The 26,843-nt window shown below is 74.0% G+C and carries 27 protein-coding genes and 1 riboswitch; of the genes, 24 read left to right on the top strand and 3 right to left on the bottom strand.

Annotation, left to right across the window (positions count from 1 at the left end):
- The first annotated feature begins 81 nt into the window (after positions 1–81).
- A complete protein-coding gene (locus IH26_RS0147960) occupies positions 82–2,802 on the top strand; it encodes an AfsR/SARP family transcriptional regulator (RefSeq protein ID WP_030443003.1) in 2,721 nt (906 codons plus the stop codon).
- Between the two features lie 126 nt (positions 2,803–2,928).
- Here the strand turns inward: IH26_RS0147960 and IH26_RS0147955 are convergent, their stop codons facing one another.
- A complete protein-coding gene (locus IH26_RS0147955) occupies positions 2,929–3,618 on the bottom strand; it encodes a polysaccharide deacetylase family protein (RefSeq protein WP_030443002.1) in 690 nt (229 codons plus the stop codon).
- A gap of 60 nt (positions 3,619–3,678) precedes the next feature.
- The gene (locus IH26_RS0147950) at positions 3,679–4,962 is read right to left on the bottom strand and encodes a citrate synthase (protein ID WP_030443001.1); all 1,284 of its coding nucleotides are present in this window, start codon (positions 4,960–4,962) and stop codon (positions 3,679–3,681) included.
- A gap of 164 nt (positions 4,963–5,126) precedes the next feature.
- Here IH26_RS0147950 and IH26_RS0147945 point away from each other — a divergent pair, with 164 nt between their 5' ends.
- The 12 genes from IH26_RS0147945 (at position 5,127) to IH26_RS0147890 (ending at position 14,921) form a co-directional block, all read left to right on the top strand.
- Positions 5,127–5,966 carry a universal stress protein gene (locus IH26_RS0147945; RefSeq protein WP_169789927.1) on the top strand — a complete coding sequence of 280 codons (840 nt, stop codon included), beginning with the start codon at positions 5,127–5,129 and terminating at the stop codon, positions 5,964–5,966.
- A 98-nt stretch (positions 5,967–6,064) separates the two neighbouring features.
- Positions 6,065–8,305, top strand: coding sequence for a putative bifunctional diguanylate cyclase/phosphodiesterase (locus tag IH26_RS0147940; RefSeq protein ID WP_034217730.1), 2,241 nt, complete (start codon positions 6,065–6,067; stop codon positions 8,303–8,305).
- A 16-nt stretch (positions 8,306–8,321) separates the two neighbouring features.
- Positions 8,322–9,110, top strand: a complete 789-nt coding sequence (locus IH26_RS0147935; protein WP_030442998.1) for an exodeoxyribonuclease III — start codon at positions 8,322–8,324, stop codon at positions 9,108–9,110.
- 14 nt (positions 9,111–9,124) lie between these two features.
- A complete protein-coding gene (locus IH26_RS0147930) occupies positions 9,125–9,859 on the top strand; it encodes an arsenate reductase/protein-tyrosine-phosphatase family protein (protein WP_030442997.1) in 735 nt (244 codons plus the stop codon).
- The gene (locus tag IH26_RS0147925) at positions 9,856–10,239 is read left to right on the top strand and encodes a VOC family protein (protein ID WP_030442996.1); all 384 of its coding nucleotides are present in this window, start codon (positions 9,856–9,858) and stop codon (positions 10,237–10,239) included. Before IH26_RS0147930 ends, IH26_RS0147925 begins: the two co-directional genes overlap by 4 nt.
- Complete coding sequence (chrA, locus tag IH26_RS0147920) at positions 10,236–11,387, top strand: chromate efflux transporter (RefSeq protein ID WP_030442995.1); 1,152 nt, start codon at positions 10,236–10,238, stop codon at positions 11,385–11,387. The genes IH26_RS0147925 and chrA overlap by 4 nt, the downstream gene beginning before the upstream one ends.
- Before the next feature lie 25 nt (positions 11,388–11,412).
- Positions 11,413–11,751 (top strand): cupin domain-containing protein, encoded by a 339-nt coding sequence (locus IH26_RS0147915; protein ID WP_084599784.1) that lies wholly within the window; start codon positions 11,413–11,415, stop codon positions 11,749–11,751.
- The gene (locus IH26_RS0147910; RefSeq protein ID WP_030442993.1) at positions 11,751–12,110 is read left to right on the top strand and encodes a nuclear transport factor 2 family protein; all 360 of its coding nucleotides are present in this window, start codon (positions 11,751–11,753) and stop codon (positions 12,108–12,110) included. Before IH26_RS0147915 ends, IH26_RS0147910 begins: the two co-directional genes overlap by 1 nt.
- Positions 12,111–12,118: 8 nt before the next feature.
- Complete coding sequence (locus tag IH26_RS0147905; RefSeq protein WP_030442992.1) at positions 12,119–13,339, top strand: glycosyltransferase; 1,221 nt, start codon at positions 12,119–12,121, stop codon at positions 13,337–13,339.
- Between the two features lie 228 nt (positions 13,340–13,567).
- Positions 13,568–14,281 carry a hypothetical protein gene (locus IH26_RS0147900; RefSeq protein WP_157437779.1) on the top strand — a complete coding sequence of 238 codons (714 nt, stop codon included), beginning with the start codon at positions 13,568–13,570 and terminating at the stop codon, positions 14,279–14,281.
- 23 nt (positions 14,282–14,304) lie between these two features.
- Positions 14,305–14,580: a hypothetical protein gene (locus IH26_RS0147895; RefSeq protein ID WP_030442990.1), complete on the top strand. Its 276-nt coding sequence runs from the start codon at positions 14,305–14,307 to the stop codon at positions 14,578–14,580.
- Positions 14,577–14,921: a hypothetical protein gene (locus IH26_RS0147890; protein WP_030442989.1), complete on the top strand. Its 345-nt coding sequence runs from the start codon at positions 14,577–14,579 to the stop codon at positions 14,919–14,921. The genes IH26_RS0147895 and IH26_RS0147890 overlap by 4 nt, the downstream gene beginning before the upstream one ends.
- 66 nt (positions 14,922–14,987) lie before the next feature.
- Here the strand turns inward: IH26_RS0147890 and IH26_RS0147885 are convergent, their stop codons facing one another.
- On the bottom strand, positions 14,988–15,863 hold the full coding sequence (locus IH26_RS0147885) for an SDR family oxidoreductase (protein ID WP_030442988.1): 876 nt from the start codon (positions 15,861–15,863) through the stop codon (positions 14,988–14,990).
- Positions 15,864–15,947: 84 nt separating this feature from the next.
- On the opposite strand from IH26_RS0147885, the gene IH26_RS0147880 reads away from it, so the two are divergent.
- The 11 genes from IH26_RS0147880 to crcB all read left to right on the top strand — a co-directional run bounded on the left by IH26_RS0147880 (position 15,948) and on the right by crcB (position 26,178).
- Positions 15,948–16,520, top strand: a complete 573-nt coding sequence (locus IH26_RS0147880) for a TetR/AcrR family transcriptional regulator (protein ID WP_030442987.1) — start codon at positions 15,948–15,950, stop codon at positions 16,518–16,520.
- A gap of 151 nt (positions 16,521–16,671) precedes the next feature.
- Entirely contained in the window at positions 16,672–17,187 is a 516-nt protein-coding gene (locus IH26_RS60695) for a hypothetical protein (RefSeq protein ID WP_157437778.1), read from the top strand.
- A gap of 30 nt (positions 17,188–17,217) precedes the next feature.
- On the top strand, positions 17,218–17,553 hold the full coding sequence (locus IH26_RS0147870; RefSeq protein WP_030442985.1) for a VOC family protein: 336 nt from the start codon (positions 17,218–17,220) through the stop codon (positions 17,551–17,553).
- Positions 17,554–17,556: 3 nt separating this feature from the next.
- Positions 17,557–19,119 (top strand): gluconokinase, encoded by a 1,563-nt coding sequence (locus IH26_RS0147865; protein WP_030442984.1) that lies wholly within the window; start codon positions 17,557–17,559, stop codon positions 19,117–19,119.
- A riboswitch (cobalamin riboswitch) is annotated at positions 19,111–19,224 on the top strand. It overlaps the preceding gene by 9 nt.
- 35 nt (positions 19,225–19,259) lie before the next feature.
- On the top strand, positions 19,260–21,377 hold the full coding sequence (locus IH26_RS0147860; RefSeq protein ID WP_030442983.1) for a VWA domain-containing protein: 2,118 nt from the start codon (positions 19,260–19,262) through the stop codon (positions 21,375–21,377).
- Between the two features lie 5 nt (positions 21,378–21,382).
- Positions 21,383–21,985 carry a cob(I)yrinic acid a,c-diamide adenosyltransferase gene (cobO, locus tag IH26_RS0147855; RefSeq protein ID WP_030442982.1) on the top strand — a complete coding sequence of 201 codons (603 nt, stop codon included), beginning with the start codon at positions 21,383–21,385 and terminating at the stop codon, positions 21,983–21,985.
- Entirely contained in the window at positions 21,979–23,334 is a 1,356-nt protein-coding gene (locus tag IH26_RS0147850; RefSeq protein WP_030442981.1) for a cobyrinic acid a,c-diamide synthase CobB, read from the top strand. Before cobO ends, IH26_RS0147850 begins: the two co-directional genes overlap by 7 nt.
- A complete protein-coding gene (locus tag IH26_RS0147845; RefSeq protein WP_169789926.1) occupies positions 23,331–23,705 on the top strand; it encodes a cobalamin biosynthesis protein in 375 nt (124 codons plus the stop codon). Before IH26_RS0147850 ends, IH26_RS0147845 begins: the two co-directional genes overlap by 4 nt.
- 90 nt (positions 23,706–23,795) lie before the next feature.
- Positions 23,796–25,241, top strand: coding sequence for a hypothetical protein (locus IH26_RS0147840; RefSeq protein ID WP_030442979.1), 1,446 nt, complete (start codon positions 23,796–23,798; stop codon positions 25,239–25,241).
- Positions 25,242–25,420: 179 nt separating this feature from the next.
- Complete coding sequence (locus tag IH26_RS0147835; RefSeq protein ID WP_051809859.1) at positions 25,421–25,819, top strand: fluoride efflux transporter FluC; 399 nt, start codon at positions 25,421–25,423, stop codon at positions 25,817–25,819.
- Positions 25,819–26,178, top strand: a complete 360-nt coding sequence (crcB, locus tag IH26_RS0147830) for a fluoride efflux transporter CrcB (RefSeq protein WP_030442977.1) — start codon at positions 25,819–25,821, stop codon at positions 26,176–26,178. The genes IH26_RS0147835 and crcB overlap by 1 nt, the downstream gene beginning before the upstream one ends.
- The last annotated feature ends 665 nt before the right edge of the window (positions 26,179–26,843 follow it).

Raw genomic sequence — 26,843 nt, 5'->3', positions numbered from 1 at the left:
CGACCAGAGTGGCCGATCGATGTGGGCCGGATTGTTGACAGCCGATTTCTCCCGCCGGGCCGCACCGGATTAGATGCGTGGATGGAGTTCCGCATCCTGGGTCCGGTGGAGGTGTACGCCGACGGCCAGGCCCTGGGACCGCCGACCCGGCCCCAGCAGAACGTCGTGCTGGCCGCCCTGCTCGTCGACGGCGACCGCCCGGTGCCGGTGGACCGGCTCATCGACCGGGTCTGGGGCGACGACCCGCCGGCCCAGGCGCGCCGGACCCTGCACACCCACGTGACCCGGATCCGCCGCCAGGTCGGCGCGGTGGCGCTCACCCGGCACGACGGCGGCTACCACCTGCGCGCCGACCCGGAGAAGGTCGACCTGCACCACTTCCACCGGATCATGGCGCGGGCCGCCGGCGCACCGCCGCGGGAGCGGGCCGAGCTGCTGCGCCGTGCGGTCGCCCTCTGGCGCGGCGACGCGCTGGCCGGCCTGCCCGGCGAATGGGCCGCCCGGACCAGGGAACGCCTCGGCCTGGCGCTGGTCGACGCGACGGTGGAGCTGGCCCGGGCGGAGACGGCGATCGGCCGGCCCGCCGTGGTGATCGACCCGCTGACCCGGCTCATCGACGAGTACCCGCTGCTGGAGGCGCCGGTCGTGGCCCTGATGCGGGCGCTGGCCGCCGCCGGGCGGACGGCCGAGGCGCTGGAGCAGTTCGCCGCCGCCCGCCGCCGGCTCGCGGCCGAGCTGGGCGCCGACCCCGGCGCCGAGCTGACCACGGCACACCGGGAGCTGCTGCGCGGCACCGCGGCCGACGTCCCGGCGCAGCTACCGGCGACGGTGCCCGGCTTCACCGGCCGGGCAGCCGAGATCGAACGGCTGGACGAGATCCTGGCACAGCTGGACCGCGAGCCGATCGGCGTCACCGTCGTGGTGCTGTCCGGCATGCCCGGGGTGGGCAAGACCGCGCTGGCGGCCTACTGGGCGCACCGGGTGCGGGACCGCTTCCCGGACGGCCAGCTCTACGTCAACCTGCGCGGTTTCGACCCGGCGGCCGATCCCACGCCGCCCGCGGAGGTGGTGCGGGGATTCCTCGAGGCGCTGCGGGTGCCGGCCGAGCGGATCCCGGCCGGGCTGGACGCCCGGACCGCGCTCTACCGCGGGCTGCTCTCCGGCCGGCAGATGCTGATCCTGCTGGACAACGCCGCCTCCGCCGACCAGGTCCGGCCGCTGCTGCCCGGTGGCGCCGGCTGCCTGGTCGTGGTCACCAGCCGGCACCGGTTCCCCGGCCTGGTCGTCACCGAGGGGGCGCAACCGGTGCCGGTCGGGTTGTTCACCGAGGCCGAGGCGGTGCAGCTGATGGCCGCCCGGCTGGGCCGGCGCCGGCTCGCGGCGGAGCTGCCGGCCGTGCGGGACATCATCGAGCAGTGCGGCCGGTTGCCGCTGGCCCTGGCGGTGACCGCGGCGCACGCGGCCCTGCAGCCCTCGACCACGCTGGCCGGCCTGGCCGCGGAGCTGCGCGCGGCCCGGGGCGGCCTGACCGGCTTCGCCACCGACGACCCGATCGCCGACCTGCGCAGCGTGTTCTCCTCCTCGTACCGGGCGCTGGACGTCGGCACGGCCGCGCTGTTCCGGCTCGCCGGGCTGCATCCGGGCGCCGATCTCGGGGTGGCCGCCGCGGCCTCGCTGACCGCCACCCGGCCCGAGACGGCCGGCCGGCGGCTGGCCGAGCTCGCCCGGGCGCACCTGGTCAGCGAGGCCCGGCCCGGCCGGTACGTCCTGCACGACCTGCTCCGCGCCTACGCCCGGGAGCTCATCGGAGCGGCCGAGCGGGCGCCGGCGCTGACCCGGCTGCTGGACCACCATCTGCACTCCGCCTACCGGGCGGACCGGTTGCTGCGCCCGAACCGGGACCCGATCGCGCTGCCGCCGCCGGCCGACGGGGTGTGCCCGGAGCCGGCGGCCGACCACGCCGGGGCACTGGCGTGGTTCGACGCGGAGCGGACGGCGTTGCCCGCCCTGGTCGCGTTCGCCGCGGAGAGCGGCCGCGACCGGCAGGCGTGGCAACTGGCCTGGGCGATGGCCAACTTCGTGCACCGCCGGGGCTACTGGCACGACTGGGTGACCGTGCAGCGCGCCGCGGTGACCGCCACCGGACGGCTCGGCGACCGCGCCGCGCGGGCGCACGCCCTCCGGCTGCTGGGCATCGCCCTGCTCCGGCTGGGCCGCCTCGACGAGGCCCGCGAGCAGCTGGAACTGGCCCGGGAGGGGTTCGCCGAGCTGGGCGACCCGGCCGGTCAGGCCATGGCGCACCGCGGGCTGGGCCGGGTCGCCGCCCGGCGCGACGATCGCGCCGAGGCGTTGCGGCAGGCCCGGCTCGCGCTCGAGCTGTTCACCCGGGCGGATTCCCCGAGCGGCCGGGCGAGCGCCGAGAACGCGGTCGGCTGGATGCTCGCCGAGCTGGGCGAGCACGACGAGGCGCTGCCGCACTGCACCCGGGCGCTGGCCCTGCAGGAGCAGCTCGGCGACGCCTTCGGGCAGGCCAACACGCTGGACAGCCTGGGCCTGATCCACCAGCGGCGCGGCGACTTCCCGCTGGCCGTCGAGTGCTGCGAGCGGTCGCTGGCGCTCTCCCGCCGGCTCGGCGACCGGCACGGCGAGGCGGACACCCTGGACCGCCTCGGTGACGTCCACCGGACCGCGGGAGACCAGGCGGCCGCGCACCGGACGTGGCAGCTCGCGCTGGAGATCGTCGAGACGGTCAATCCGGCCGACGCGTCCCGGATCCGCGCGAAACTACAAACCGAGGCGTAAAACCGGGCAGATCAACTTCAAGAAGACCATATCGTACGAGGATCAGCCGAGTCCCCGCCGCGGCGCGAGGGCCGGTTGCAACTTGCCCTCCGCGCGCGGCCGCCGGGCTGTCCCGCGGGGCCGGGCTCACGGCGTACGCCATCCTGGTTTTGATCGGGAGACCAGGTCGGAGACGGTGACCGCGGTCAGATCCGTGAGGGCCGACAGCAGCTCGTCGGTGGTCTGCACCACGCCCTGGCGCTTGGCGGTGCCCTCGTGCAGGACCAGGATCGAGCCGGGGCGCAGGTGGGGGAGCAGGGAGCGGGCGATCCGCTCGTCGGAGGGCAGGCCCCGGTTGCCGGCGACCAGGGTGCCGAGGACGGCCTGGAGGTTCTGCTCGGCGGCGGAGCGGAGCATGCGCGGGGTGAAGACGCCGGAGCCGGGGCGGAACCAGCGGACCGGGCCGTGCGGGGTGAGCAGGTCGGTGGTGCGGGCCAGGTCGCGGCGGAACTGGGCGTCGGGGATCAGGGCCGAGCGCTCGTCGCGCATCAGGTGGTTGGCGATCTCGTGGCCGGCGGCGATGATCTCGGTGACCAGGTGGGGATGCTTCTCGACGCGCTCGCCGACGAGGAAGAACGTGGCCTTTGCGCGGTGTTTGGCGAGCACCTCGAGCAACGCCGGCGTGCTGGCGAGGCCGGGGCCGTCGTCGAAGGTCAGGGCGAACACCGGGTCGGCGGTGTCGACATACCAGATGACGTCGCCGGGGATCAGGCGGGAGACGGCTCGGGTGGCGGGCTCGCGCAGGGCCTGCAGGAGTCCTACCGGTGTCGTGCTCATGAACAAAGAGTAGAACGCCCCGCCGACCGGAATCGGCGGGGCGTTCCCTCGGGAATCTGATCAGCGCTTGTCGATCGGGACGAACTCGCGCTCCGGGGAACCGGTGTAGAGCTGGCGCGGGCGGCCGATCTTCGTGGCCGGGTCGGTCATCATCTCCGACCACTGGGCGATCCAGCCGGGGAGCCGGCCGAGGGCGAACAGGACGGTGAACATCTTGGTCGGGAAGTTCATCGCCTTGTAGATCAGGCCGGTGTAGAAATCGACGTTCGGGTAGAGCTTGCGGCTCACGAAGTAATCGTCGTGGAGCGCGATCTCCTCGAGCTGGAACGCGATCTCGAGCAGCGGGTCGGGCTTGTCCAGTGTGGCGAGCATCTCCTGGGCGGCCTTCTTCACGATGGCGGCGCGCGGGTCGTAATTCTTGTAGACCCGGTGGCCGAAGCCCATCAGTTTGACGCCCTTTTCCTTGTTCTTCACGCGCGTGACGAACGAGTTGACGTCGCCGCCGTCCTTGCGGATCTGCTCGAGCATCTCGAGCACCGCCGCGTTGGCGCCGCCGTGCAGCGGGCCGGACAGCGCGTTCACGCCGGCCGACACCGACGCGAACAGGTTGGCCTGCGCCGAACCGACCAGGCGGACCGTGGAGGTCGAGCAGTTCTGCTCGTGGTCGGCGTGCAGGATGAACAGCATGTCGAGGATCTTGGCGACCTTCGGGTCCACGTCGTACTGCACCGTGGGCAGGCCGAAGGTCATACGCAGGAAGTTCTCGACGTAGTCGAGCGAGTTGTCGGGGTAGGGCAGCGGGTGGCCGATGCTCTTCTTGTACGCGTACGCCGCGATCGTCGGAAGCTTCGCCATCAGCCGGATGCCCGAGATCTCGACCTGCTCCGGGTCGAGCGGGTCGAGCGTGTCCTGGTAGAACGTCGACAGCGCGGTCACCGCCGAGGACAGCACCGCCATCGGGTGCGCGTCGCGCGGGAAGCCGGAGAAGAACGAGCGCATCTCCTCCTGCAACAGCGTGTGCACCCGGATCTTGTCGGCGAAGTCCTTCAGCTGTTCCGGCGTGGGCAGCGCGTCGTGCATGAGAAGGTACGACACCTCGAGGAAGGTCGATTTCTCGGCGAGCTGCTCGATCGGGAAACCGCGATAGCGCAGGATGCCCGCGTCACCGTCGATGTACGTGATCGACGAGGTGGTCGACGCCGTGTTCACGAAACCCTGGTCGAGGGTGACGAAGCCGGTCTCCTTGAGAAGGGCACTGACGTCGATGCCGCCCGGACCCTCGACGGCCTCGCGCACCGGCATCGACAACTGGCCACCCGGGTGGTCGAGCTTGACATCCGTCATGTATTTCCCTCACTTCACCGGCAGATGTCCACAAGAATTTGTCGTTCACCGTAAACCCTCAACCTGAATGGGTCATCAGGCGGCCACCCGCTGAGGGATTGATCACGAAGAGTGGCGTTCTTGCATAGATAATGGTGCACAGTCTCGGGGCGGAGGTGAGACCGGTGCGGAAACCTGTCGTGGTCGGCGTGACCGGGACGTCGGCGGCCCTGGCCGCGGTGCGGCTGGCCGCCCGCGAGGCGGTTGCCCGTGGTAGTCAGCTCAGAGTCGTTCACGCGTTCACCTGGCCCAGTCCCGGCCCGCCGGGCGCCGGGATCCCGTACGACGTGGCTCGCCGGGCGGCCGCACAGGTGGTCGACGAGGCCGTGCTCACCGCCCAGCGTTCCACACCCGGGGTGCGGGTGACGGGACAACTGGTGGACGGGCTGCCCGATCGCGTGCTGCTGCGCCTGAGCCGGACGGCCGTCCTGCTGGTGCTCGGCGACGACGACCTGGCCACCACGCCGTGGCTGCCGCCCGCCTCGGTGCTGGTGCAGACGGTGGCCCGGTCCTGGTGCCCGGTGCTGGTGGCGCGCGGGCCCCGGCCGCCGCGCGGGGCCGTGCTGGCCGCCGTGGACGGGTCGCCGAACGGGATGCTGGCACTGCGGCACGCGGTGGCCGAGACCCGGCGCCGGCGGGCGGCACTCGAGGTGGTGCACGTGGTGCGCGAGTACGGCGGCCGGTACGAGGAGGCGGGCCGGGAGGTGCTGGCCGAGGCGGCCGACGTCGCGCCGGCCGCGCGCACCCGGCTGCTGGCCGGCGCGCCCGGCGCGGCCCTGGTGCTGGCGTCGCGGCGCGGCCGGGTGATCGTCCTCGGGCCGCGCGGCGCCGGCGACGCCGGGCTGCTCGGCACGGTCGCCCGCGAGGTGCTGCACCGCGGCGCCTGCCCGACCGTCTTCGTACACGGCCGCTCGGTGCCGGTCCCACGGTCGCCGTCCGGGAGAAAAGCGGGAGCATTCACCTAGGGTCTGTGTCGAAGTGGGAGACGGGCCACGCCTCGCTCCGGCCCCCACTTCGACACAGACCCTAAAACGGGTGCGGAACGCGCCGATCTGAACCGTTGATGACCGGAATGTGGCGGCCGTTCGCCCTGGGCGGGGCGGCGGCGACGGCCGTGTACCTGCTCGACCTCTCCCCGGCCGTGAACGGCGGGTGCGCGCTGCTGCTCGGCGCGGGCACGGTGGCGGCCTGCACCGTCGGCCCCCGGCGGCTCGCCGCGGAGCCCCGGCACGCGTGGCCGCTGGTCGGGGCGGCCTCGTTCGCGTTCCTGGCCGGCGTGATCCTGCGGCCGGTCGTCACCGCCGCCGGGCTGCCGCTGATCGCCGACGCCTTCACCGTCCCCGGCTACCTGCTGCTGTTCGCGTTCCTGACCCAGATGCTGCGGGCCCGGCAGAGCCTCGAATGGCACACCGCGCTGGACGGGCTGATCGTCTGCCTCTCCGGCGGCCTGGCCGCGACCCTGCTGCTGGCGCTGCCCGCGGCCGAGGTCACGGGCCGGCCGGCCCTCGTCACGGCGCTGGCCGGGCTGTACCCGCTGTTCGACGTGGTGGTGCTGATGCTCGGGCTCGGCCTCACCTTCACCGCGCGCGCCTGGCCGGTCAGCCTGGTCGCGCTGCTGGGCGGCATGACGATGCTGCTCACCGGCGACCTGGCGTACGCGATCATCGGCGCCCGGGGCGAGCTGTACTCCTCGCCGCTGCTGGATGCCCCCTTCCTGGTCGCGTACCTGCTGCTCGGGATCACCGCCCTGCACCCGTCGGCGGTCCTGCTGGGCCGCCCGTCCCGGCCGCCGGTCCCGGCCTGGTCCGGCCGCCGGATGGCGCTGCTGATCCCGGCGCTGGCCGCCCCGTACGCGCTGGTCCTGGCGATCGGCGACACCCCGGGCCACCGGCTGGCGATCGCGGTGGCCGGCGCGCTGATCGTCGCGCTCCTGCTGCTGCGCGCGACCACCGCGGTCCGGGCGCAGGCCAGCGCCCAGAGCCTCGCCGAGCACCGGGCCGGCCACGACGCGCTGACCGGGCTGCCGAACCGGCGGACGATCAGCCACGAGATCGAGCGGCTGCTCGGCTACCTGCACCCCGGCGACGAGTCGGTCTGGGCGCTGCTGCTCGACCTGGACGGCTTCAAGTACGTCAACGACTCTTGGGGCCACGACACCGGGGACCGCCTGGTCGTCGAGGTGGCCGAGCGGCTGCGCGCCCGGGTGCCGTCCGGCGTCCGGGTCGCGGCGCTGGGCGGCGACGAGTTCCTGCTGACCGCGATCGGCGACAACGCGTACGCCCGCCGCCTGCTGGAGTCCGCCCGGGCCTGCTTCGAGCGCCCGTTCGTGGTCCGCGACTTCGAGCTGAAGATCAGCGCCTCGATCGGCATCGCCTCGGCCGGCCCGGACGGCGACCCCGAGGAGCTGATGCGCGACGCCGACACGGCGATGTACCAGGCCAAGTCGGCGGGCCCCGGGCAAGCCACCGTCTTCGACTCCTCGATGCACGACCAGGTCCGCGAGCGGATCGAGCTGGAGGTCGCGCTGCGCCGGGCGCTCGGCGAGGGCGAGCTGTGGGTGGCCTACCAGCCGATCGTCCGTCTGGAGAGCGGCCGCCCGCTCGGCGCCGAGGCGCTGGTCCGCTGGGTGCATCCGGAGCGCGGCCCGATCTCGCCGGCCGTGTTCATCCCGCTCGCCGAGGACGCCGGGCTGATCCGGCCGATCGGCACCTACGTACGCCAGGAGGCGCTGCGCCAGCTGGCCGCGTGGCGGGCCGACGGGACCGTGGCCGGCGACTTCTACCTGTCCGTCAACGTCTCCGCGAAGCAGCTCTCCGACCCGTCGTTCCCGCTGGTCCTCGCCGCCGAGCTGCTGCGCTTCGGGGTGCCGGCCGAGGTGGTCGCCCTGGAGATGACCGAGTCGGTGATGATGGACGGCTCGGGCGCCACCCCGCGGGTCGTCTACGAGCTGCGCGAGCTCGGCGTGCGGCTGCTGATCGACGACTTCGGCACCGGCTACTCCGGCCTCGGTTACCTGCGCCGCTTCCCGGTCACCGGGGTGAAGATCGACCGCTCGTTCGTGGTCGGCCTGGGCGCCGACGACGAGGCCGGCGAGATCGTCCGGGCGGTCGTGGCGATGAGTCAGGCGCTGCGGCTCAGCGTGATCGCCGAGGGGGTGGAGACCCGGGTGCAGCGGGACGTGCTGGCCGGGATCGGGGTGACCAACGGGCAGGGCTGGCTGTGGGGGCCGGCCGTGCCGCCGGCCGAGTTCGCGGCCCACTGGCACGCCGCCGGCGCGGCGGCGACCCTCGCCGGACCGGAGTGAGTCATAGGCTGGGCGGATGCGCTTCGCCACGTGGAACGTCAACTCGGTCAAGGCCCGGCTGCCGCGGCTGCTGGAGTGGCTGGACGGCACGAAACCCGACGTCGTGTGCCTGCAGGAGACGAAGGTCCCGGCCGATGGGTTCCCCTCGGCCGAGGTCGGGGAGCTGGGCTACGCCGTCGCCGCGTACGGCCAGGGCCGGTGGAACGGGGTCGCCCTGCTCTCCCGGGTGGGCCTCGCCGATGTCCGCAACGGCTTCCCGGGGGAGCCCGGGTTCCCGGATCCGGAGGCGCGCTACATCGGCGCGCTCTGCGGGGACATTCGCGTCATTTCGGTGTATGTCCCCAATGGGCGTACACCCGAGGATCCGCATTACGCCTACAAGCTCGACTGGCTCTCGGCGCTTCGCGCCACCCTCGCCTCTTCGGTGAGGGACGGCCCGCTGATCATCGCCGGGGACTTCAACGTGGCACCGACCGACGACGACGTCTGGGACCCGGCGGTCTTCGTCGGCTCGACCCACGTCACCCCGCCCGAGCGCGCCGCCCTCGCCGCCATCCGCGACCTGGGCCTGCGCGACATCGTCGGGCGCCCGCTCAAGGGCGACCGGCCCTTCACCTACTGGGACTACCGGGCCGGGATGTTCCATATGAACAAGGGCATGCGCATCGACCTGGTGCTGGCCACCCCCGACCTGGCGGACCAGGTGACCGACGCGGTGATCGACCGGGAGGCGCGCAAGGGCAAGGGCCCCTCCGACCACGCGCCGATCGTCGTGGATCTCGACTATTCCATCAAATCAGTTTGATGTAATCTGCGCGGGTGAGCACGCCGCCGCCCGAGTTCGTGGTCGCCGCCGGGCACCCGCTGCGCTGGCGGCTGCTGACCGAGCTGGCCCGCGGCGACCGCCAGGTGCACGAGCTCACCGAGCTGGCCGGCCAGCCGCAGAGCCTGGTCTCGTACCATCTCGGCAAGCTGCGCGGGGCGGCCCTGGTGACCGCCCGGCGCAGCAGCGCGGACGGCCGCGACACGTATTACACGCTCGACCTGGCCCGCTGCTCGGCGATGCTGGCCGACACCGGCGGCGCCCTGCATCCGGGCCTGCGCCTGACCCCGCCCGGGCCGGTCGCCGCCGACGGCGCGCGGGTGCTGTTCCTGTGCACCGGCAACAGCTCGCGCTCGCAGATGGCCGAGGCCCTGCTCCGGCACCGCACCGGCGGCGCCGTCCAGGCGTTCAGCGCGGGCAGCAACCCCAAACCCATTGCGCCGTACGCGGTGGCCGCGCTGGCCGATCGGGGAGTGCCCCTCGGCCCCGCCCGCTCCAAGCACCTCAGCGAGTTCGCCGGCGAGCGCTTCGACCGGGTGATCACCCTGTGCGACCGGGTGCGCGAGGTCTGCCCCGAGTTCCCCGGCCACCCCGCGCCGACCCACTGGAGCGTGCCCGACCCGGCGGCCGACCCGGCCGGCCGCCCGGCCTTCGACCGGGTCGCCGCCGAGCTGGACGAACGGCTCACCTTCCTGCTGCACACCCTCACCCCGCCGACGGAGGCGTCATGACCACCGACACCGTGAACGTCCGCTACCTGGTCGACGACGTCCAGGCCTGCCTGGACTTCTACACCGGCCGCCTCGGGTTCGTCCCCGGCGACAACCAGTTCCCGCCCGCGTTCGCCGACGTGCGCCGCGGCAACCTGCGCCTGCTGCTCTCCGGCCCGGCCAGCTCGGCCGGCCGGCCCATGCCGGACGGCCGCCGGCCCGGCCCGGGCGGCTGGAACCGGATCGAGCTGCTGGTCGACGACATCGACGCCGAGGTGGCCCGGCTGCGGGCGGCCGGCGTCATCTTCCGCAACGACGTGATCTCCGGCCCCGGCGGCCGGCAGATCGTCCTGGACGACCCGGCCGGCAACGCGGTCGAGCTGTTCCAGCCGGCTCCATGACGGTCGGGCTGGGGACCGTCCTCGAGGAGTGGGGGCGGATCGGGTGCATCGGCTTCGGCGGGCCGCCCGCGCACATCGCGCTGCTGCGCAAGCTCTGCGTCGACGACCGCAAGTGGCTTAGCCCGCAGGAGTTCGAGGACGCCATCGCCGCCTGTAACCTGCTGCCCGGCCCGGCCTCCACCCAGCTGGCGATCTTCTGCGCCTGGCGGGTACGCGGCCGGGTGGGCGCGCTCGTCGGCGGCGCGGCGTTCATCGTGCCCGGCCTGATCGTGATCCTCGCCCTGGCCGCGCTGTTCCTGCAGGGCGACCCGCCGACGGCGGTGAAGGCGGCCGGCGCCGGGGCGGGCGCGGCGGTGGCCGCGGTCGCCGTGCAGGCCGGGTCGAGCCTGATGCCGGCCGGGTGGAAGCGCGCCCGGGAGCACGGCAGCCGGGCCCGCTGGATCGCCTACCTGCTGCTCGGCGCGGCCGCGGCGGCCACCGTCGGGCCATGGCTGGTGCTGCTGCTGATCGCGTGCGGCTTCGCCGAGGTGTTCGCCCAGCGGGTGGTGCTGCCGCGCCGGGACCGGACCAGGCCGGCGGTGCCCGTCCTGGTCGGCGCCGGGCTGGGCGGCGGCGTGCTGCTCTCGATCGCCTGGGTCGCGATCAAGGTGGGAGCCCTCTCGTACGGCGGCGGCTTCGTCATCATCCCGCTGATGCAGGCCGACGCGGTCGACCACTACCACTGGATGACCGCGGCCCAGTTCCTCAACGCGGTCGCGCTCGGCCAGATCACCCCCGGCCCGGTCGTGCAGACCGTCGCCGTGGTCGGCTATGCCGGGGCCGGCCTGGTCGGCGGCGTCCTCGCCGCGGCCGTCGCGTTCAGCCCGTCGTTCGCGTTCATCCTGCTCGGCGCCGACCGCTTCGACCGGCTGCGGGCCGCCCCCGGGGTGCGCGCCTTCCTGGACGGCGCCGGCCCGGCCGCGATCGGCGCGATCCTCGGCTCGGCGATCCCGCTGGCCCGCGCCCTGGGCGAGCCCTGGCAGTACGCGGTCCTGGCCGGCGCGGCGATCCTGGCGCTGGGTTTGCGGCGCGGCCCGGTCCTGACGCTGCTCACCGCGGCCACGGCGGGCGTCGTAATCGTCCTGGCCGGCGCCCCGCTGCCGCGATGACCTTTCCCCTTCCTAGACTTCGGGCATGACTTCACCAGTGACGCGCGAGATCGTCCTGGACGTGACGCTGCCGGCGCCGCGGGTGACCGGGCGGGTCGAGGTCCGGGAGATCCGGATGCGGCCGGACACGGCCGCCGGCTTGCACACGCACAACGGGCCGGTGTTCGGCGCCGTCGTGGCCGGCTCGGTCGTCTACCAGATCGACGGCCAGGAGGCGTCCACGCTGCGGCCGGGCGACGTGTTCTACGAGCCCGAGGGGGCCCGGATCGCCCGGTTCGACGCCACCGGGGAGGGCGTGACGTTCCTCGGGTACTTCCTGCTCGCGCCCGGGGAGCAGGCCGAGATGACCTTCGTGGAGGACTGATGCACGCGTTCCGGGAAGCGGTCGAGGCCGGCGACATCGAGGCGGCGCTGCGGCTGCTCGCCGACGACGTGGTCTTCCTCAGCCCGGTGGCCTACCAGCCGTACGAGGGGAAGCCGGCGGTCGCCACGATCCTGCGGGCGGTCTTCACGGTCTTCGAGGACCTCCGCTACACCCGCGAGATCGGCGGCGGGGACGACACCGCGCTGATCTTCGAGACCCGGATCGGGGACCGGGCGGTCAACGGCTGCGACTTCCTCCGGCTGAACCGCGACGGGCTGATCTCCGAGTTCATGGTGATGGTGCGGCCGATGAGCGGGATGCACGCGCTCGCCGAGGCGATGAAGCAAAAGCTCGCCTAGGCGTACGCGTGCGGGTCCTGATCGTCACCTCGGGGTCGATGGGCGACGTGGCGCCGTACACCGGACTCGGTGCGGGGCTGCGGGCGGCCGGGCACGAGGTCACGCTGGCGGCGCACGAGCCGTTCCGGTCGTGCGTCACCGGCGCCGGTCTGGGGTTCGAGCCGCTGGCCGGGGACCTGCGCGGGACGCTTGCCAGCGCGCTCGGCGGGCTGGGTCCGCGGGCCCTGGCGCGGCAGTTCCGGCTGGCGCGGCCGCTGATCGCGTCCCTCGGGGCCGGCATCGCCGACGCGGCCGAGGCGGTGCGGCCGGCGGTCATGCTGCTGTCGACCATGGTGGCGCCGCTGGGCTACCAGGTGGCGGAGGCTTTCGGCGTACGGCGGGCCGGGGTCTTCCTCCAGCCGGTGCACCCGACCCGCGGGTTCGGGCCGGTGCTGCTGGGCGGCCGGTCGCTCGGGGCGGCGGGCAACCTGACCGCGGGGCGGGTGGCCGCCCGGGCGATCGAGCCGCTGTACGCCGGCCCGATCCGCGAGTTGCGGCGCCGGCTGGGGCTGTCCCGGGTCGCGCTCGCCACGCTGCGGCGGGAGCAGGAACTCGCCGGGCCTACGTTTCACGGCTTCAGCCCCGCCGTGGTGCCGCGGCCCGCGGACTGGCCGCCCGCGCTGCGGGTGACCGGGTTCTGGTGGCCGGCCGCCGACCCGGGCTGGCAGCCGCCGGCAGCCCTGACGGCCTTCCTGGCGGACGGGCCGCCGCCGGTGTACGTCGGGTTCGGGAGCATGGCGCCCGGGCAGGGCGCGCGGCTCGGCTCGATCGTCGCCGACGCGGTGCGGCGGGCCGGCCTGCGAGCGGTCGTGCAAGCAGGCTGGTCGGGGCTCGCGGCCGGCGGCCCGCACGTGCTGAGCATCGGCGAGGCACCGCACGCGTGGCTGTTCCCCCGGATGGCGGCGGTCGTGCACCACGCCGGGGCCGGAACGACGGCGGCCGGCCTGCGCGCCGGCGTCCCCGCGGTGCCCGTCCCGGTCCTGGCCGACCAGCCGTTCTGGGCCCGCCGCCTGCACGACCTGGGCGTCTCACCGGCACCGGTGCCGATGCCGGCCCTGACCGCGGACGCGCTGGCGGCGGCGCTGCGGCGGGTCACGTCGAACCCGCACTACGCCGCCCGGGCACAGGCGCTGTCGGCCCGGCTCGGCGTGGAGGACGGCGTGGGCCCCATCCTGGACTGGATCGGCTGACGCCGGACCGGTAAGCCTCAAGTTCGCCGGTCGCGTGCCGATGCGGGGGCTGTGCAGAGGCGTTCCCGCTGGATGACGATCGCGGCGGTGGCCGCTGTGGCCGCGGCTGGTGGTGCCGCCTGGGGAGTGCGGCGTGGGCGAGCCGCGGCTCCGCCGGGTCCGGCCGCCGCGCCGGCGCCGGCGGTGCTTCCGGTGCCGCCTCGGGCGCCGGCACCGTCGGAGCGGGCCGTGGCCGGTGAGCTGTCGTGGCGCCGGGTCGGGCTGGCGGTGGCCGGGGTGGTCGCCGCGGCGGGTGCGGTTGCCGTGGTGGCGACACACATCGACCAGCCGGATGTCGACTCGCAAGTTCGGGCCGTCACCACGTATGTCCCGCTCCTGACCGCGCCCGGGGTTCCGCTCTGGACGCCGCCGCCGGCGACGGACCTCTGGACGCCGCCGCCCGCGACGGCCGTCTGGACGACGCCGCCGACTCCGCCGACCACTTCTCCGCCGGCGGCGGTGCCGGTGGGTGGGGTGCTTCCGCCGGACGGGAGCGTCCGGATGCGCGGTGACTCCGGGGAGGAGATGACGGTCCGGGTGGTGCGCATCGCCAACCCGGCTCCGCCCCGCGACCCGGACAACCCGAACGCGCCCACGATCGAGCCGGAGCTCGGCCACCGGCTGGTCACCGTCGACATCGGGATCGAGAACACCGGCGGGGTGCCGTTCCTCGACGACCTCGAGAAGTACACCTGGCTCGTCGACCGGGCGGGCCGGACGTACCCGCACGACATCCTCATGACCAGAGCCCGCCAGCTGCACGTGGCCTCCCGCCTGGATCCGGAGTCGTGGAACGGGCGCACGATCGTCTTCGACGTCCAGGGCAGCGTCGAGCTCACCCGGTTCCGGCTGAGCCTGCACCCGAACTCGGCCCGGCAGACCCAGGACTGGCGCCTCGGGTAATACGCGCGTAGTACGCTGGGAGGGTGCCATACGAGTGGGAGGACTGGGCTCTGGCGGCCCTCGCCGGCATCGAGGCCTACGAGGTGCGGCAGGTGCTGGAGGCCAAGCGGCGGTGGCCACGGCGGGCGGTCAGCGCCAACCGGGTTCCGGTCCTCACCGTCTGGGGTCGTACGGCGGGTGGGCGGCCGCTGATCGTCGCGGTCTACCACATCGCCGAGCTCACCTGGCGGATCATTGGCGCGCGGGAGATGTCGGATGCGGAGCTGACCGAGTTCAGCCGGTGGGAGGAGACGCGATGAGTCACGACGACGACGTACCGCGGACGCCTGAGCAGCTGGCCGCCTTCATGGCCGGGCTGTCCTTCGAGCCCGCCCCCGCCCCGCGGGACGAGCAGGCCCTGCTCGACTCGTTGCCACCGGCCGGCTCGCCGGTCATGGTGGTGCGGTCGCTGCGCCTGCCGACCGAGCTGGACGAGGCCGTGGCGATGGCCGCCAAGGCTGCCGAGGTGCCCAAGACGACCTGGATCCGGCAGGCGATCGAGATGGCCCTGGCCGTCCAGGCCGAGGACGACCAGCCCATCTCCCGGGCGGAGGCGCTGCGGGCGCTGACCCTGCTGCGCCCGGCCCGCCACGTGGCCTGACCCCGCTGCGCCGGGCCCGCCAGGTGGCCTGACCCTGCTGCGCCCGGCCCGCCACGTGGCCGACCCTCAGGGGCGGATGTTCTCCAGGTCCGCCAGGAGGCTGGGGTGCTTCGGCGCCCAGCCCAGCACCTGCCGGGTGTGGGCGCTGGAGGACGGCTGGTCGGTGGCGAAGATCGGGCCGAGCGGGCCGAAGGTCTCGGCGGGGACCGGCTCGACCGGCAGGCCCAGCCGGCGGCCGATCACCGCGGCGATGTCGCGGACCCGGTCGCCCTCGTCGGCCACCGCGTGCCAGCAGGTGCCGGCCGGGGCCCGCTCCAGGGCCAGCCGGAACAGGACCGCGGCGTCGAGCGCGTGCACGGCCGGCCAGCGCTGGGTGCCGTCGCCGGGGTAGCCCGAGACGCCGCTGCGCCGGGCGATGCCGGTGAGCAGGCCGGCGAAACCGCCGGCGCCGTCATTGTGGACCGTGCGCGGCAGCCGTACGGCCGAGCCGCGCACCCCGGCCAGCCCCAGGACCGCCGTCACCGAGCGGCCCCGGCCCCCGACCGGCCCGTCGGTCGGCGCCGGGTCGGCCTCGGTGGAGGGGCGGCCGGCCACCCAGGGCGTGCCGGAGACGGTGACCAGCGGGCGGTCGCTGCCGGCGAGCTCCGAACCCAGGGTGGCGAGCGCGGCGCCCTCCTCGGCGACACACCGTGCGAGCGCCTCGGGGCCGCTGAAGTCGTTGCCGAAGGCCAGGTGGACGACGCCGTCGGCGCGGGCGCAGCCGGCCCGCAGGACGTCCAGGTCGGCGAGGCCGCCGCGGATCGGCTCGGCGCCGGCCTTCGCGGCGGCTTGCGCGGAGGACTCCGAGCGGGCGAGCGCGAGCACGGAGTGGCCGTGGCCGAGCAGTTCGGCGACGACGGCGGAACCGACCAGGCCGGTGCCGCCGGTGATGAAGACGCGCATGACGTACCCCTCCGGTGATGGGACCTTTGTCCCGTCACGCTACCACGGTGATGAGACAAAGGTCCCGTCACCTATGCTGGGGGCATGGCCCGATGGGAACCCGGTGCGCGCGAACGCCTCGTCGTGGCCGCCGTCGAGCTCTTCTCCGAACAGGGGTACGACGACACGACCGTCGCGCAGATCGCCGAGCGGGCCGGGGTCACCAAGAGCACGTTCTTCCGGCACTTCCCGGACAAGCGGGAGCTGCTGGTCGCCGGGCAGGAGACGCTGAGCCGGCTGCTGGCCGAGGGGATCGCCGAGGCGCCCCCGGGGGCGACCCCGCTCGCCGCGGTAGCCGCGGGCCTCGACCGCGCGTCGACCGCGATGACCCCGGTGAGCCGGGAGCTCGCCCCGCGCCTGACCGCCGCCGTGGCCGCCAGCGCCGAGCTCCGGGAGCGGGACGCCCTCAAGAGCGTCGGCCTGGCCGCGGCGATGACCCGCGCCCTCGTCGAGCGCGGCGTGCCCGACCCGGCCGCGGCCCTCGCCGGCGAGCTGGGGGTGCTGGCCTTCAAGCGGGGGTACGCCGCGTGGGCCGCCGGCGACCCGAAGGCCGACCTCGCGACGCACACCCGCGCCGCACTCGACGAGCTGTGGGCGGCCAGCGCCTCGCTCGGCTGATCCACCGTCCGGGCCGGAGGCCGGGAACGGCCCGGTGTCGCAGCCAGAGTGGCCGCCGCATCGGGGGCGGCTCGGCTTGCGGTGGTGGACTCCCCACGCGTACGGCCGAAGCGGCGCAACCAAATGCACCCGGCCGGTGTCTCATCGGGTTGTGGGGGAGGATTTCGACGAGTTCGTGCGGGCGCGGTCGACCGGCCTGCTGCGGGTCGCGTATCTCCTGATGGGGGTGCGCGGGCGGCCGAGGATCTCGTGCAGGAGGTGCTCGAGCAGATGTACGTGCACTGGCGGCGCATCCGCGGCGGCGTGCCCGAGGCCTACGCGCGGCGGGCCCTGGTACGGCGACCCGTACGGCTACCACACCGTGTGGAACGGCGACTGGAACATCCGCGGCGCGACCCCGGACGGCCGGCGGTTCGTGGTGCGCACCCTGTCGATGGACGGGGACACCAGGGCCTTCTACTTCCTCGGCGGCCCGCAGCCGCATTTCGCCGGGGTGCGGCAGTCCTACGACCGGCCGTCGGTGATCGTGGATCTGCCCGGCAAGCAGGGCGTCGTGGTGGCCATGCTCAACGCCGCGGGGATGCAGTACGGCCCGGGCCTGCGGTCGTCGGTGCGCGGCGACACGGCGTTGCTGCCGGCCGGGACCAACTCGGTCGCCTTCCGGTGACGCGGCGGCGCTGCCACTAGATTGTGGGACATGACCGTACGTGGACTGCGTCGCATCATCGTGTCGGTGGCCGATCTCGACCGGGCGCTCGCCCTGTATCGGGACGCGCTCGGGTTCCAGGAGAAGTACCGGGCGGCCGACGTCGTGATGCTCGGCGAGCCGGAGCTGATGCTGCACCGGCGTACGCCGACGCCGGGGCCGGCCGGGACCGCGGTGAGCTACCTGGTCGACGACGTGGACGCGGCGACGGCGGCGGCCGAGAAGGCGGGGGCCACGGTGGTGGACCCGCCGGCCGGCCAGCCGTGGGGCGAGCGGCAGGCGGTGCTGACCGACCCGGACGGGCACGTCTTCTGCCTGGTGCGCTGAGCCGTGGACGTCGTGATCGGGATCGACACCGGCACCACGGCCACCAAGGGGATCGCGGCCGGGCTGGACGGGCGGCTGCGGGCGCGGACGAGCGTCCACTATCCGCTGTCGGTGCCGGCGCCGGGGCGGGCGGAGCTGGACCCCCGCCATCTGGTGGACGCGGCGGTGAAAGCGCTCAAGGAGGTGCGGGCCGTTTGTGAAGCCAACGGGGATCGGGTGGTCGGGGTCAGCCTCAGTGCGTTCCTGCACGGGCTGGTGCCGATGGACGGTGACGGGAAGCCGCTCGGGCCGCTGATCACCTGGGCCGACGGGCGCGCGGGGGAGCAGTGCGACTCGATCATCGCTGCTGGCCGCGCCAAAGGGTTGCATGCGCGTACGGGGACACCTGTTCATCCCATGTCTCCGCTGAGCAAGCTCGCGTGGTGGCGGGAGACAAACCCGGATTTTCTCCGAAACACCCCGCGATGGGGCGGGGTTAAAGAGCTAATTCTGTCCGAATTAAGCGACAAATCGTTTCTAGTGGACTTGTCGATCGCGTCGGGCACCGGGCTCTACGACATCCACCAGCGGCAGTGGGATCCCGAGGCGCTCGAGATCGCGGGCGTCAACAAAGGGCAGCTGGCCGAGGTCGTCCCCACCACCAAGGTGCTGCGCATCGGGGACCTGCCGCTGATCGTGGGGGCGGCCGACGGGCCGCTCGCCAACCTCGGCCTCGGCGCCACCCCGGCCGGCGTCGCGGCCGTCTCACTGGGCACGAGCGGCGCGGTCCGGACGATCGTCGACCGGCCCACCGCCGACGCCGACGGGCGGCTGTTCTGCTACGCCCTCACCGAGGACCGATGGGCGATCGGCGGCGCGGTCAACAACGCCGGCTCGGTGGTGCGCTGGGCCGGGCAGAGCTTCGCGTCCGGCTTCGAACGCCCGGGCGCCGAGGGCGAGGACGCCGACGAACGGGACGCCGCGCTGCTGATCGAGGCGCAGGGCGCGCCGCCGGGCAGCGACGGGCTGCTCTGCCTGCCGTACCTGCTCGGCGAGCGGGCGCCGTGGTGGCGCTCCGGCCTGCGCGGCGCCTACCTCGGCCTGCGCCGCGAGCACGGGCGGGCGCACCTCGTCCGGGCCGCCGTCGAGGGCGTGTGCCAGCAGCTGGCGCTGGTGCGGGACTCGTTCGCGACCGAGGGCTTCGAGGTGCGCGAGGTGCGGGCCACCGGCGGGTCGACCGCGTCCGAGCTGTGGGTGGGGGTGCTCGCCGCCGCGCTGAACCTGCCGGTCGCGATCGCCGACACGCCCGAGGGCACCGCGCTCGGCGCCTGCCTGCTCGGCTGGCATGCGCTGGGGGAGCTGCCCGACCTCGACCACGCGGCGGCGCTGATCGAGATCGGCGAGCCGACCCGTCCGGACCCGGCCAACGCTTCGCTGTACGCCCGGTTGCGGCCGCTGGTCGAAAAGGCCGCGATGTCGGTGCTCGAAACGGTCCGCGAGCTGGACCGGCTGGCGCCGCTGCCGGAGACGGCCGCCACTGCGCACGCCACCCGCGTTGACGGCCCTCCGGACGGTAGGAAAGCATGACAGCCGAGCGGTAGCGGAGGAACCCGGTGCGAATCCGGGACGGTCCCGCCACTGTGACCGGGAGAACCGGGAGTCAGGAACTCCGGCCGCTCGTTCCGTACCGTCGCGCGGGCGTGGACACCCGCGCAGGAGGGAAACACGTGACGCCGTACCCGTTCTCCGCCGTGGTCGGGCTCACCGACCTGCGCCTCGCGCTGCTGCTCACGGCCGTCTCGCCGCACGTCGGCGGGGTGCTCGTGCGAGGCGAGAAGGGCACCGCGAAAAGCACGGTGGTGCGTGCGCTGGCCGGCTTGCTGCCGGCTGTTTCGGTCGTACGCGGCTGCCGCTTCGCCTGCGACCCCGCCGCGCCCGATCCGCAGTGCCCCGACGGGCCCCACCCGGCGGACAGTCCCGCGCTGGACCGCCCGGCCGCCCTCGTGGAGCTGCCGGTCGGCGCGACCGAGGACCGGGTGGTGGGCACGCTCGACATCCAGCGGGCCCTGGCCGACGGGGTCAAGGCGTACGAGCCGGGCCTGCTGGCGGCGGCGCACCGCGGGGTGCTCTACGTCGACGAGGTGAACCTGCTCCCCGACCACCTGGTCGACCTGCTGCTGGACGCGGCGGCGATGGGCCGGGCGCACGTCGAGCGGGACGGGGTCTCGGTCAAGCACGCGGCCCGGTTCCTGCTGGTCGGCACGATGAACCCGGAGGAGGGCGAGCCCCGCCCTCAACTGGTCGACCGGTTCGGCCTGGTGGTGACGGTCGGCGCGCCCCGGGAGCCACGGTCGCGCGCCGAGGTGGTGCGGCGGCGGCTGGCCTACGAGGCGGATCCGGCCGGTTTCGCGGCGCGTTTCGACGCCGCCGAGAAGGAGCTGGCGGACCGGATCGTGGCGGCTCAGGACGTGCTGCCCCGGGTGCGGCTGCCGGACCGGGAGCTCGACCGGATCGCCCGGGTGTGCCTGGCCTACGGCGTGGACGGGATGCGGGCGGACATCGTCGTGGCCCGCTGCGCGGTGGCGCTGGCGGCCTGGCACGGCCGCGAGGTGGTGACTTCCGAGGACGTACGGGACGCCGCCCGGCTGGCGCTTCCGCATCGGCGGCGCAAGGATCCGCTCGACCCGCCCGGCACCGATGAGGAGCGCCTCGACGAGGCGCTCGCCGAGGCCGAGGCCGGACTGGACGAACCGGACGATGACCCGGACGGAGCGGGCGGCCCGCCCGGATCCGGACCGTCCGGCCCCGATGACGGCGGCCCGTCGGGCCCCGATGGCGCGGGTCCGGACGGCTCCGACGATGCTGGCCCGAACGATGCCGACGGCGCCGGCCCGGACGGCTCCGACCGCCCCGACCGCTCAGGGCTCGGCGGCCCAGGCGACATTTCCGAAAAATCGGATATGCGCGGCTCGGGCGGTGCGCCGCGCGGGGACGCGCAACCCGGCGTGGGTGCGGGGGCGCCGGCTGGTCCGGATCCGCAGGACAGCGCCGGGAAGTCCGCGGCCCTCGAGGCACCGGCGGTTGCGGCGGGCAATCCCTATCGCGCCCGCACCCTCGCCATCTCGCGGCGCGGCGAGGGCGGGCATGCCGGCCGGCGCTCCCCGGCGTTCGCCCGCCGGGGCCGGGTCGTCGGCAGCCGGGTCCCGCGCGGCAAGCTGGCCGGCGCCCCGCATCTGCCCGCCACCCTCCGGGCCGCCCTGCACCGCGGCGCCCGCGCCGTCGACCCCCGCGACCTGCGCGAGTCGGTGCACATGGGCCGCGAGGCGAACCTGGTCCTCTTCGTCGTCGACGCCTCCGGCTCGATGGCCGCCCGCAAGCGCATGACCGTCGTGAAGACCGCGATCCTGTCCCTGCTGCGCGACGCCTACCAGCGCCGCGACCGGATCGGCATGATCACCTTCCGCGGCCACCAGGCCGAACAGGTCCTGCCCCCCACCTCCAGCCACGAGGTCGGCGTCCTGCGCCTGGCAAGCCTCCGCACCGGCGGCCGCACCCCCCTCGCGGCCGGCCTCCGCACCGCGGCAGCCACCATCGCCACCGAACGCCGCCGCGACCCCCGCCGCCGCCCGCTCGTCGTGGTCGTCACCGACGGCCGCGCCACCAGCGGCCCCGACCCGGTCACGGTCGCCCCCGCGCTGTCCGGCGTGGCCGCCGTGGTCGTCGACTGCGAGTCCGGCCCGATCCGCCTCGGCCTGGCCCGCCGCCTCGCCACCGCCCTGGGCGCCGATCTGATGCCCCTCGACCGGCTCGAAGCCGCCGCCCCGACGACGCGAAAGGCCGCGTGAATCCGATGCCGCAGGGCAAAGTCACTACCGTGCCGCAGGATGGGCTCACCACTCGGCAGCGCCGCCGGCAGGCCGTTTTCGCCGTGCACACCGGGGATGGCAAGGGGAAGTCGACGGCCGCGTTCGGGATGGCGTTGCGGGCGTGGAGCGCGGGCTGGCCGATCGGCGTGTTCCAGTTCGTGAAGTCGGAGAAGTGGCGGGTCGGCGAGGAGGCCGCGCTCAAGGCCCTCGGCGCCACCGAGGGCGGCGCCCCGGTCGCCTGGCACAAGATGGGCGAGGGCTGGTCGTGGATCCAGCGGGCCGGCACCGACCGCGATCACGCGGCCGAGGCGGCCGAGGGCTGGCAGCAGATCAAACGGGACCTGGCCGCCGAGACGTACAAGTTCTATGTGCTGGACGAATTCACGTACGCCCTGAAGTGGGGTTGGGTCGATGTCGGCGACGTGGTCTCGACGCTGGCCGAGCGGCCCGGCACCCAGCATGTGGTGATCACCGGGCGGTATGCGGCGCCCGCGCTGCTCGAGGCGGCCGACCTGGTCACCGAGATGACCAAGGTGAAGCACCCGATGGACGCCGGCCGCAAGGGACAGCAGGGCATCGAGTGGTAGACATCCCCCGCGTCGTCATCGGCGCGCCCGCCTCCGGCCACGGCAAGACGACCGTGGCGACCGGGCTGCTCGCCGCGTTCGCCCGGCGCGGCGTGCCGGTCGCGCCGTTCAAGGTCGGGCCCGACTACATCGATCCGGGCTACCACGCGCTCGCCGCCGGTCGGCCGGGACGCAACCTCGATCCGGTGCTGGTCGGCGAGCGCCAGATCGGGCCGCTGTTCGCGCACGGCGCGGCCGGCGCCGAACTGGCGGTCGTCGAGGGCGTGATGGGCCTCTACGACGGCCGGGTCGGCGCCGGCGACACCGGCTCGACCGCGCGGGTGGCCGCGCTGCTCGACGCCCCGGTGATCCTGGTGGTGGACGCGGCGGCGCAGGGCCGGTCGATCGCCGCGCTGGTGCACGGGTTCCGCAGCTTCGGCAGCGTCCGGCTGGCCGGCGTCATCCTCAACCGGGTCGGCTCGGACCGGCACGAGTCGCTGCTGCGGGAGGCGTGCGAGGAGGTCGGCACCCCGGTCCTGGGAGCGCTGCGCCGGGCCGACGCGGTCGCCGCCCCGTCCCGCCACCTCGGGCTGGTGCCCGCCGCCGAACGCCGCGCCGAGGCCCAGGAGTCGGTCGACGCCCTCGCCGCGCTGGTCGCCGCGTCGGTCGACCTCGACGAGGTGGCCGCGATCGCCCGCTCGGCGCCGCCGCTGCACGCGTCACCGTGGAGTCCGCCTTCCGCGTCGCCCGTGGCCGAGCGCCCGGTGGTCGCGCTGGCCGGCGGTCCGGCCTTCTCCTTCTCGTACGCGGAGACGCCGGAACTGCTCACCGCGGCCGGCGCCGAGGTGGTCGTCGTGGACCCGCTGCGCGAGGAGAAACTGCCGGCCGGAACGCGCGGGCTGGTCGTCGGCGGCGGCTTCCCCGAGGTGTACGCGGCCGAACTCTCCGCCAACGAGCCGCTGCGCCGGGAGGTGGCCGCCCTCGCGGCCGCCGGCGGGCCGATCGTCGCCGAGTGCGCGGGCCTGCTCTGGCTGTGCCGCACGCTCGACGACGCCCCGATGTGCGGGGTCCTCGACGCGGACGCGGCGATGACGCCGTCGCTGACCCTCGGCTACCGGGACGCGGTCGCGCTCGCCGACAGCCCCCTGGCGCCGGCCGGGACCCGGGTGACCGGGCACGAGTTCCACCGGACCACGGTGCACCCGCGCTCGGGGGTGCTGCTCTCGCCGGCGGCGGGGGCGGCGTGGCAGTGGCGGGGCGCCGATCCGGAGGGGTTCGCGACGCCGTCGGTGCACGCCTCCTACCTGCATCTGCACTGGGCCGGCGTCCCGTCGCTGGCCGGCAACGTGGTGGCGGCGGCCCGGCGTTGAGCCCTCCGCTGGTGGTCGGCCTGGGCGCCCGCCCCCACACCGCGGGGGATGCGATCGAGGCCGCGATCCGGGCGGCGCTCACCGGTGCGGGTCTGGAGCCGGGCGACGTGGCCGCGCTCGCCACCCTCGACCGGCGCGCGGCCGAAGAGGGCGTGCGCGCGGTCGCCGCCGGGCACGGCTGGCGGCTGATCGCGTTCACGGCCGCGGAGCTCGCTGCCCAACCCGTACCGAACAGGAGCGAAACCGTCGCGGCGGCCGTAGGCACTCCCAGCGTCGCCGAAGCGGCGGCGATCGTTGCCGCCGGCGCCGGTGCATCCCTGATCGTGCCGAAGCGGGTCTTCCCCGGCATCACGGTCGCCGTCGCGGGATGAGGGTTTCCCCTTGCGTCATCTCCGCAGGGTGTGCGCGGTCATCCGGCCACCATAGGCTCCGGTCGATATACCGACTATCGGAGGTGCAAGGTGCTGGTCCGTACCCGGGCTGTCCTGGCCGCCGCCATCGTGGCTGCCGGTGCTGCCCTCGTCGCCGTCGTGTCGACGCCACCCGCGTCGGCGGCGGTCGTCCATCGTGTGCTGTTCGACAACAGCAAGGCCGAGACGGCGGGCAACGCCGACTGGATCATCAGCACGTCCCAGCCGGATCCGCTGGGGCAGAACGCGAACCCGACCTCGGAGACCTCCTGGACGGGCGCGCTCTCGTCGTGGGGCGTCGCGCTGCAGAAGACCGGGTCGTACAGCCTGAAGACGCTGCCGGCGGGGAACACCATCACGTACGGCGGAAGTGGCGCTCTTGATCTGAAGAACTTCGACGTCTTCGTGATGCCCGAGCCGAACGTGCTGCTCAGCGCCGCGGAGAAGACGGCGGTCATGAAGTTCATCCAGGCCGGCGGCGGGTTCTTCCTGATCGTCGACCACTCCGGCAGCGACCGGAACAACGACGGCTACGACTCGGTCGAGATCGCCAACGACCTGCTCACGAACAACACGGTCGACTCGTCCGACCCGTTCGGCTTCAGCATCGACACCAACGACATCTCCAGCGAGAACGCGGTGGCGATCAGCAGCAGCACCGACGCGGTGATCAACGGCCCGTACGGCAAGGTCACCGGCAGCATCATCCGCGACGGCAGCACCCAGACCCTGCACAAGGCGGACAACGCCAACGTGAAGGGCATCGTCTGGCGGCCGGGCTCCAGCCAGACCGGCAGCACCGGGGCGTTCTTCACGACCAGCACCTTCGGGTCGGGGCGGGTCGCGGTGTGGGGCGACAGCTCGCCGATCGACGACGGGACCGGCCAGTCCGGCAACACCCTCTATGACGGCTGGAACGACACCGCCGGCACGGACGCGGCGCTCGCGCTGAACGCCACCGAGTGGCTGGCCGGCACGGGTTCGTCGACCCCCACCACCCCGCCCACGACCGCCCCGACCACGTCGCCGACCGGCAGCGGCACGTGCGGCACCGCCCAGTTGCTGGCCAACACCGGCTTCGAGTCGGGCAGCACCGGCTGGACCGCCACCTCGGGCGTGATCACCAACTCGTCGTCCGAGGCCGCCCACGCCGGCTCGTACAAGGCCTGGCTGGACGGCTACGGCACGGCGACCACCGACACGCTCTCCCAGACGGTCACCGTCCCGGCGGGCTGCGGCGGCGCCACCCTGAGCTTCTGGCTGCACATCGACACCGCCGAGACCACCACCACGACCGCGTACGACAAGCTCACAGTCGCCGCCCGCGGTACCACCCTGGCCACCTACTCGAACCTCAACGCCTCCTCCGGATACGTCCAGAAATCCCTCACCATTTCCGGTTCCGGCAGCACCGCGATCACCTTCACCGGCGTCGAGGGCTCCCAGCTCCAGACCTCATTCGTCCTCGACGACGTGACCCTGACCCCCACAGCATGATCCCCGGCGGGCCCCGCGCTAGGCTCTTTCCCGGCGGTGGGGCCCGCCGACCCCCTTTCGCGGGGTGAACCGCGACGACGCCAACGGTCCCTGCCTGAAAATTCAAGGGCAGGAGTGTGTACGTGACCGAGCAGGACGCCGCCCCCGTGGACCCCGACGTCGACCTGCACGTCCCGTCCATGCGCAAGGAGCTGCACGCCCCGGTGCTGGCCGCCATCTCGGCCGGCGGCGTCCTCGGCGCCCTGGCCCGCTACGCACTGGCCAGGGCTTGGCCCCATCCCCCGCATGGCTTCCCCTGGTCCACCTTCGTCATCAACGTGACCGGCTGCTTCCTGATCGGCGTCCTCATGGTGATCGTCACCGAGGTGGTCACCCACAAGCCCCTGCTACGCCCCTTCCTGGGGGTAGGCGTCCTGGGCGGCTACACAACCTTCTCCACGTACGTCGTCGACATCCAGCGAGCCGCCGCCGAGGGCGCCCCTCTGGTAGCCCTGACCTACCTGACCCTGACCGTGGTAGCCGCCCTCCTGGCCGTCTACCTGGGCACCGTCCTGACCCGCGCGGCGGTCCACCGGTGATCACGGTCCTCCTGGTCGCACTGGGCGCGGCGGTAGGCGCCCCCCTGCGCTACCTCACCGACCGAGCCGTCCAGGCAAGGCACGACTCGGTCTTCCCCTGGGGCACCTTCACGGTCAACGTCTGCGGCTCCCTGGTACTAGGCTTCCTCACCGCCCTCCCCACCAGCCCCGCGGCAACCGCCCTGCTGGGCACCGGCTTCTGCGGCGCGCTGACCACCTACTCGACCTTCAGCTACGAGACCCTGCGCCTGGCCCAGCAGGGCGCCCGCTTCTACGCCCTGGCCAACGTGATCGCCTCCCTGGTAGCCGGCCTAGGCGCCGCCGCAATCGGCCTACTACTGGCCCAAGCAATCAAATAAAAGACCCAGGATATTCACGGCGGATGGCGTCCATCGCGCCCCACCCGCAGGGCAAATAGAATCGGTTTACGGCAGCCGGTCGGTGTAATAGTTTGGGTCCTGGCAAGGCACCGGAAAACGTCTCGATCGAAATGGGGCGCCCGCGCGAGAATTGGCGCACAAGCCGCGGTCGGCCGCGCTTTCGCCGGCCGCCGCCTTGCCGGCCTTTCGCCGCCACGCTCGGTGGAGACGCGCTCGGTGGAGACGCACTCAGAGGGACGGGCTCGGTAGGGAGGGGCCCAGCGGGGGTTGGGCTCGGCGGGGAGAGCTCGGCCGGGAGGGCTTTGCGGGGCCGGGCTTGGCAGGGGCGGGCTCGGTCAGGAGGGGCTCGGCAGGGCCGGGCCCGGCAGGGGCGCGCCCGACAGGGGCGGCCTCGGCCGGGAGAGGCTCGGTGGGCGGCTCGGCCAGCGGGCTCAAGGCCTGCGCCTCCGCGCTGGCCAAGGGCTGCTCGGCGCCGGTCGACCGCGCGACCGAAGGCAGCGGCACGGGCTGCTCTATCGCTGGCTGAGGCGCCGGCGGCTCCGCCGTATGGGGCGGGGCTGCCTGGGGCGTGGCTGCCTGGGGCCGGGCCGCGTGGGGCGGGGCCGCGTGGGGCGGGGCCGCGTGGGGCGGGGCCGCGTGGGGCG

Origin of the sequence: Actinoplanes subtropicus, assembly GCF_000721705.1 — a bacterium.
GTDB lineage: Bacteria > Actinomycetota > Actinomycetes > Mycobacteriales > Micromonosporaceae > Actinoplanes > Actinoplanes subtropicus.
This window is presented reverse-complemented; position numbering and strand designations above follow the sequence as displayed.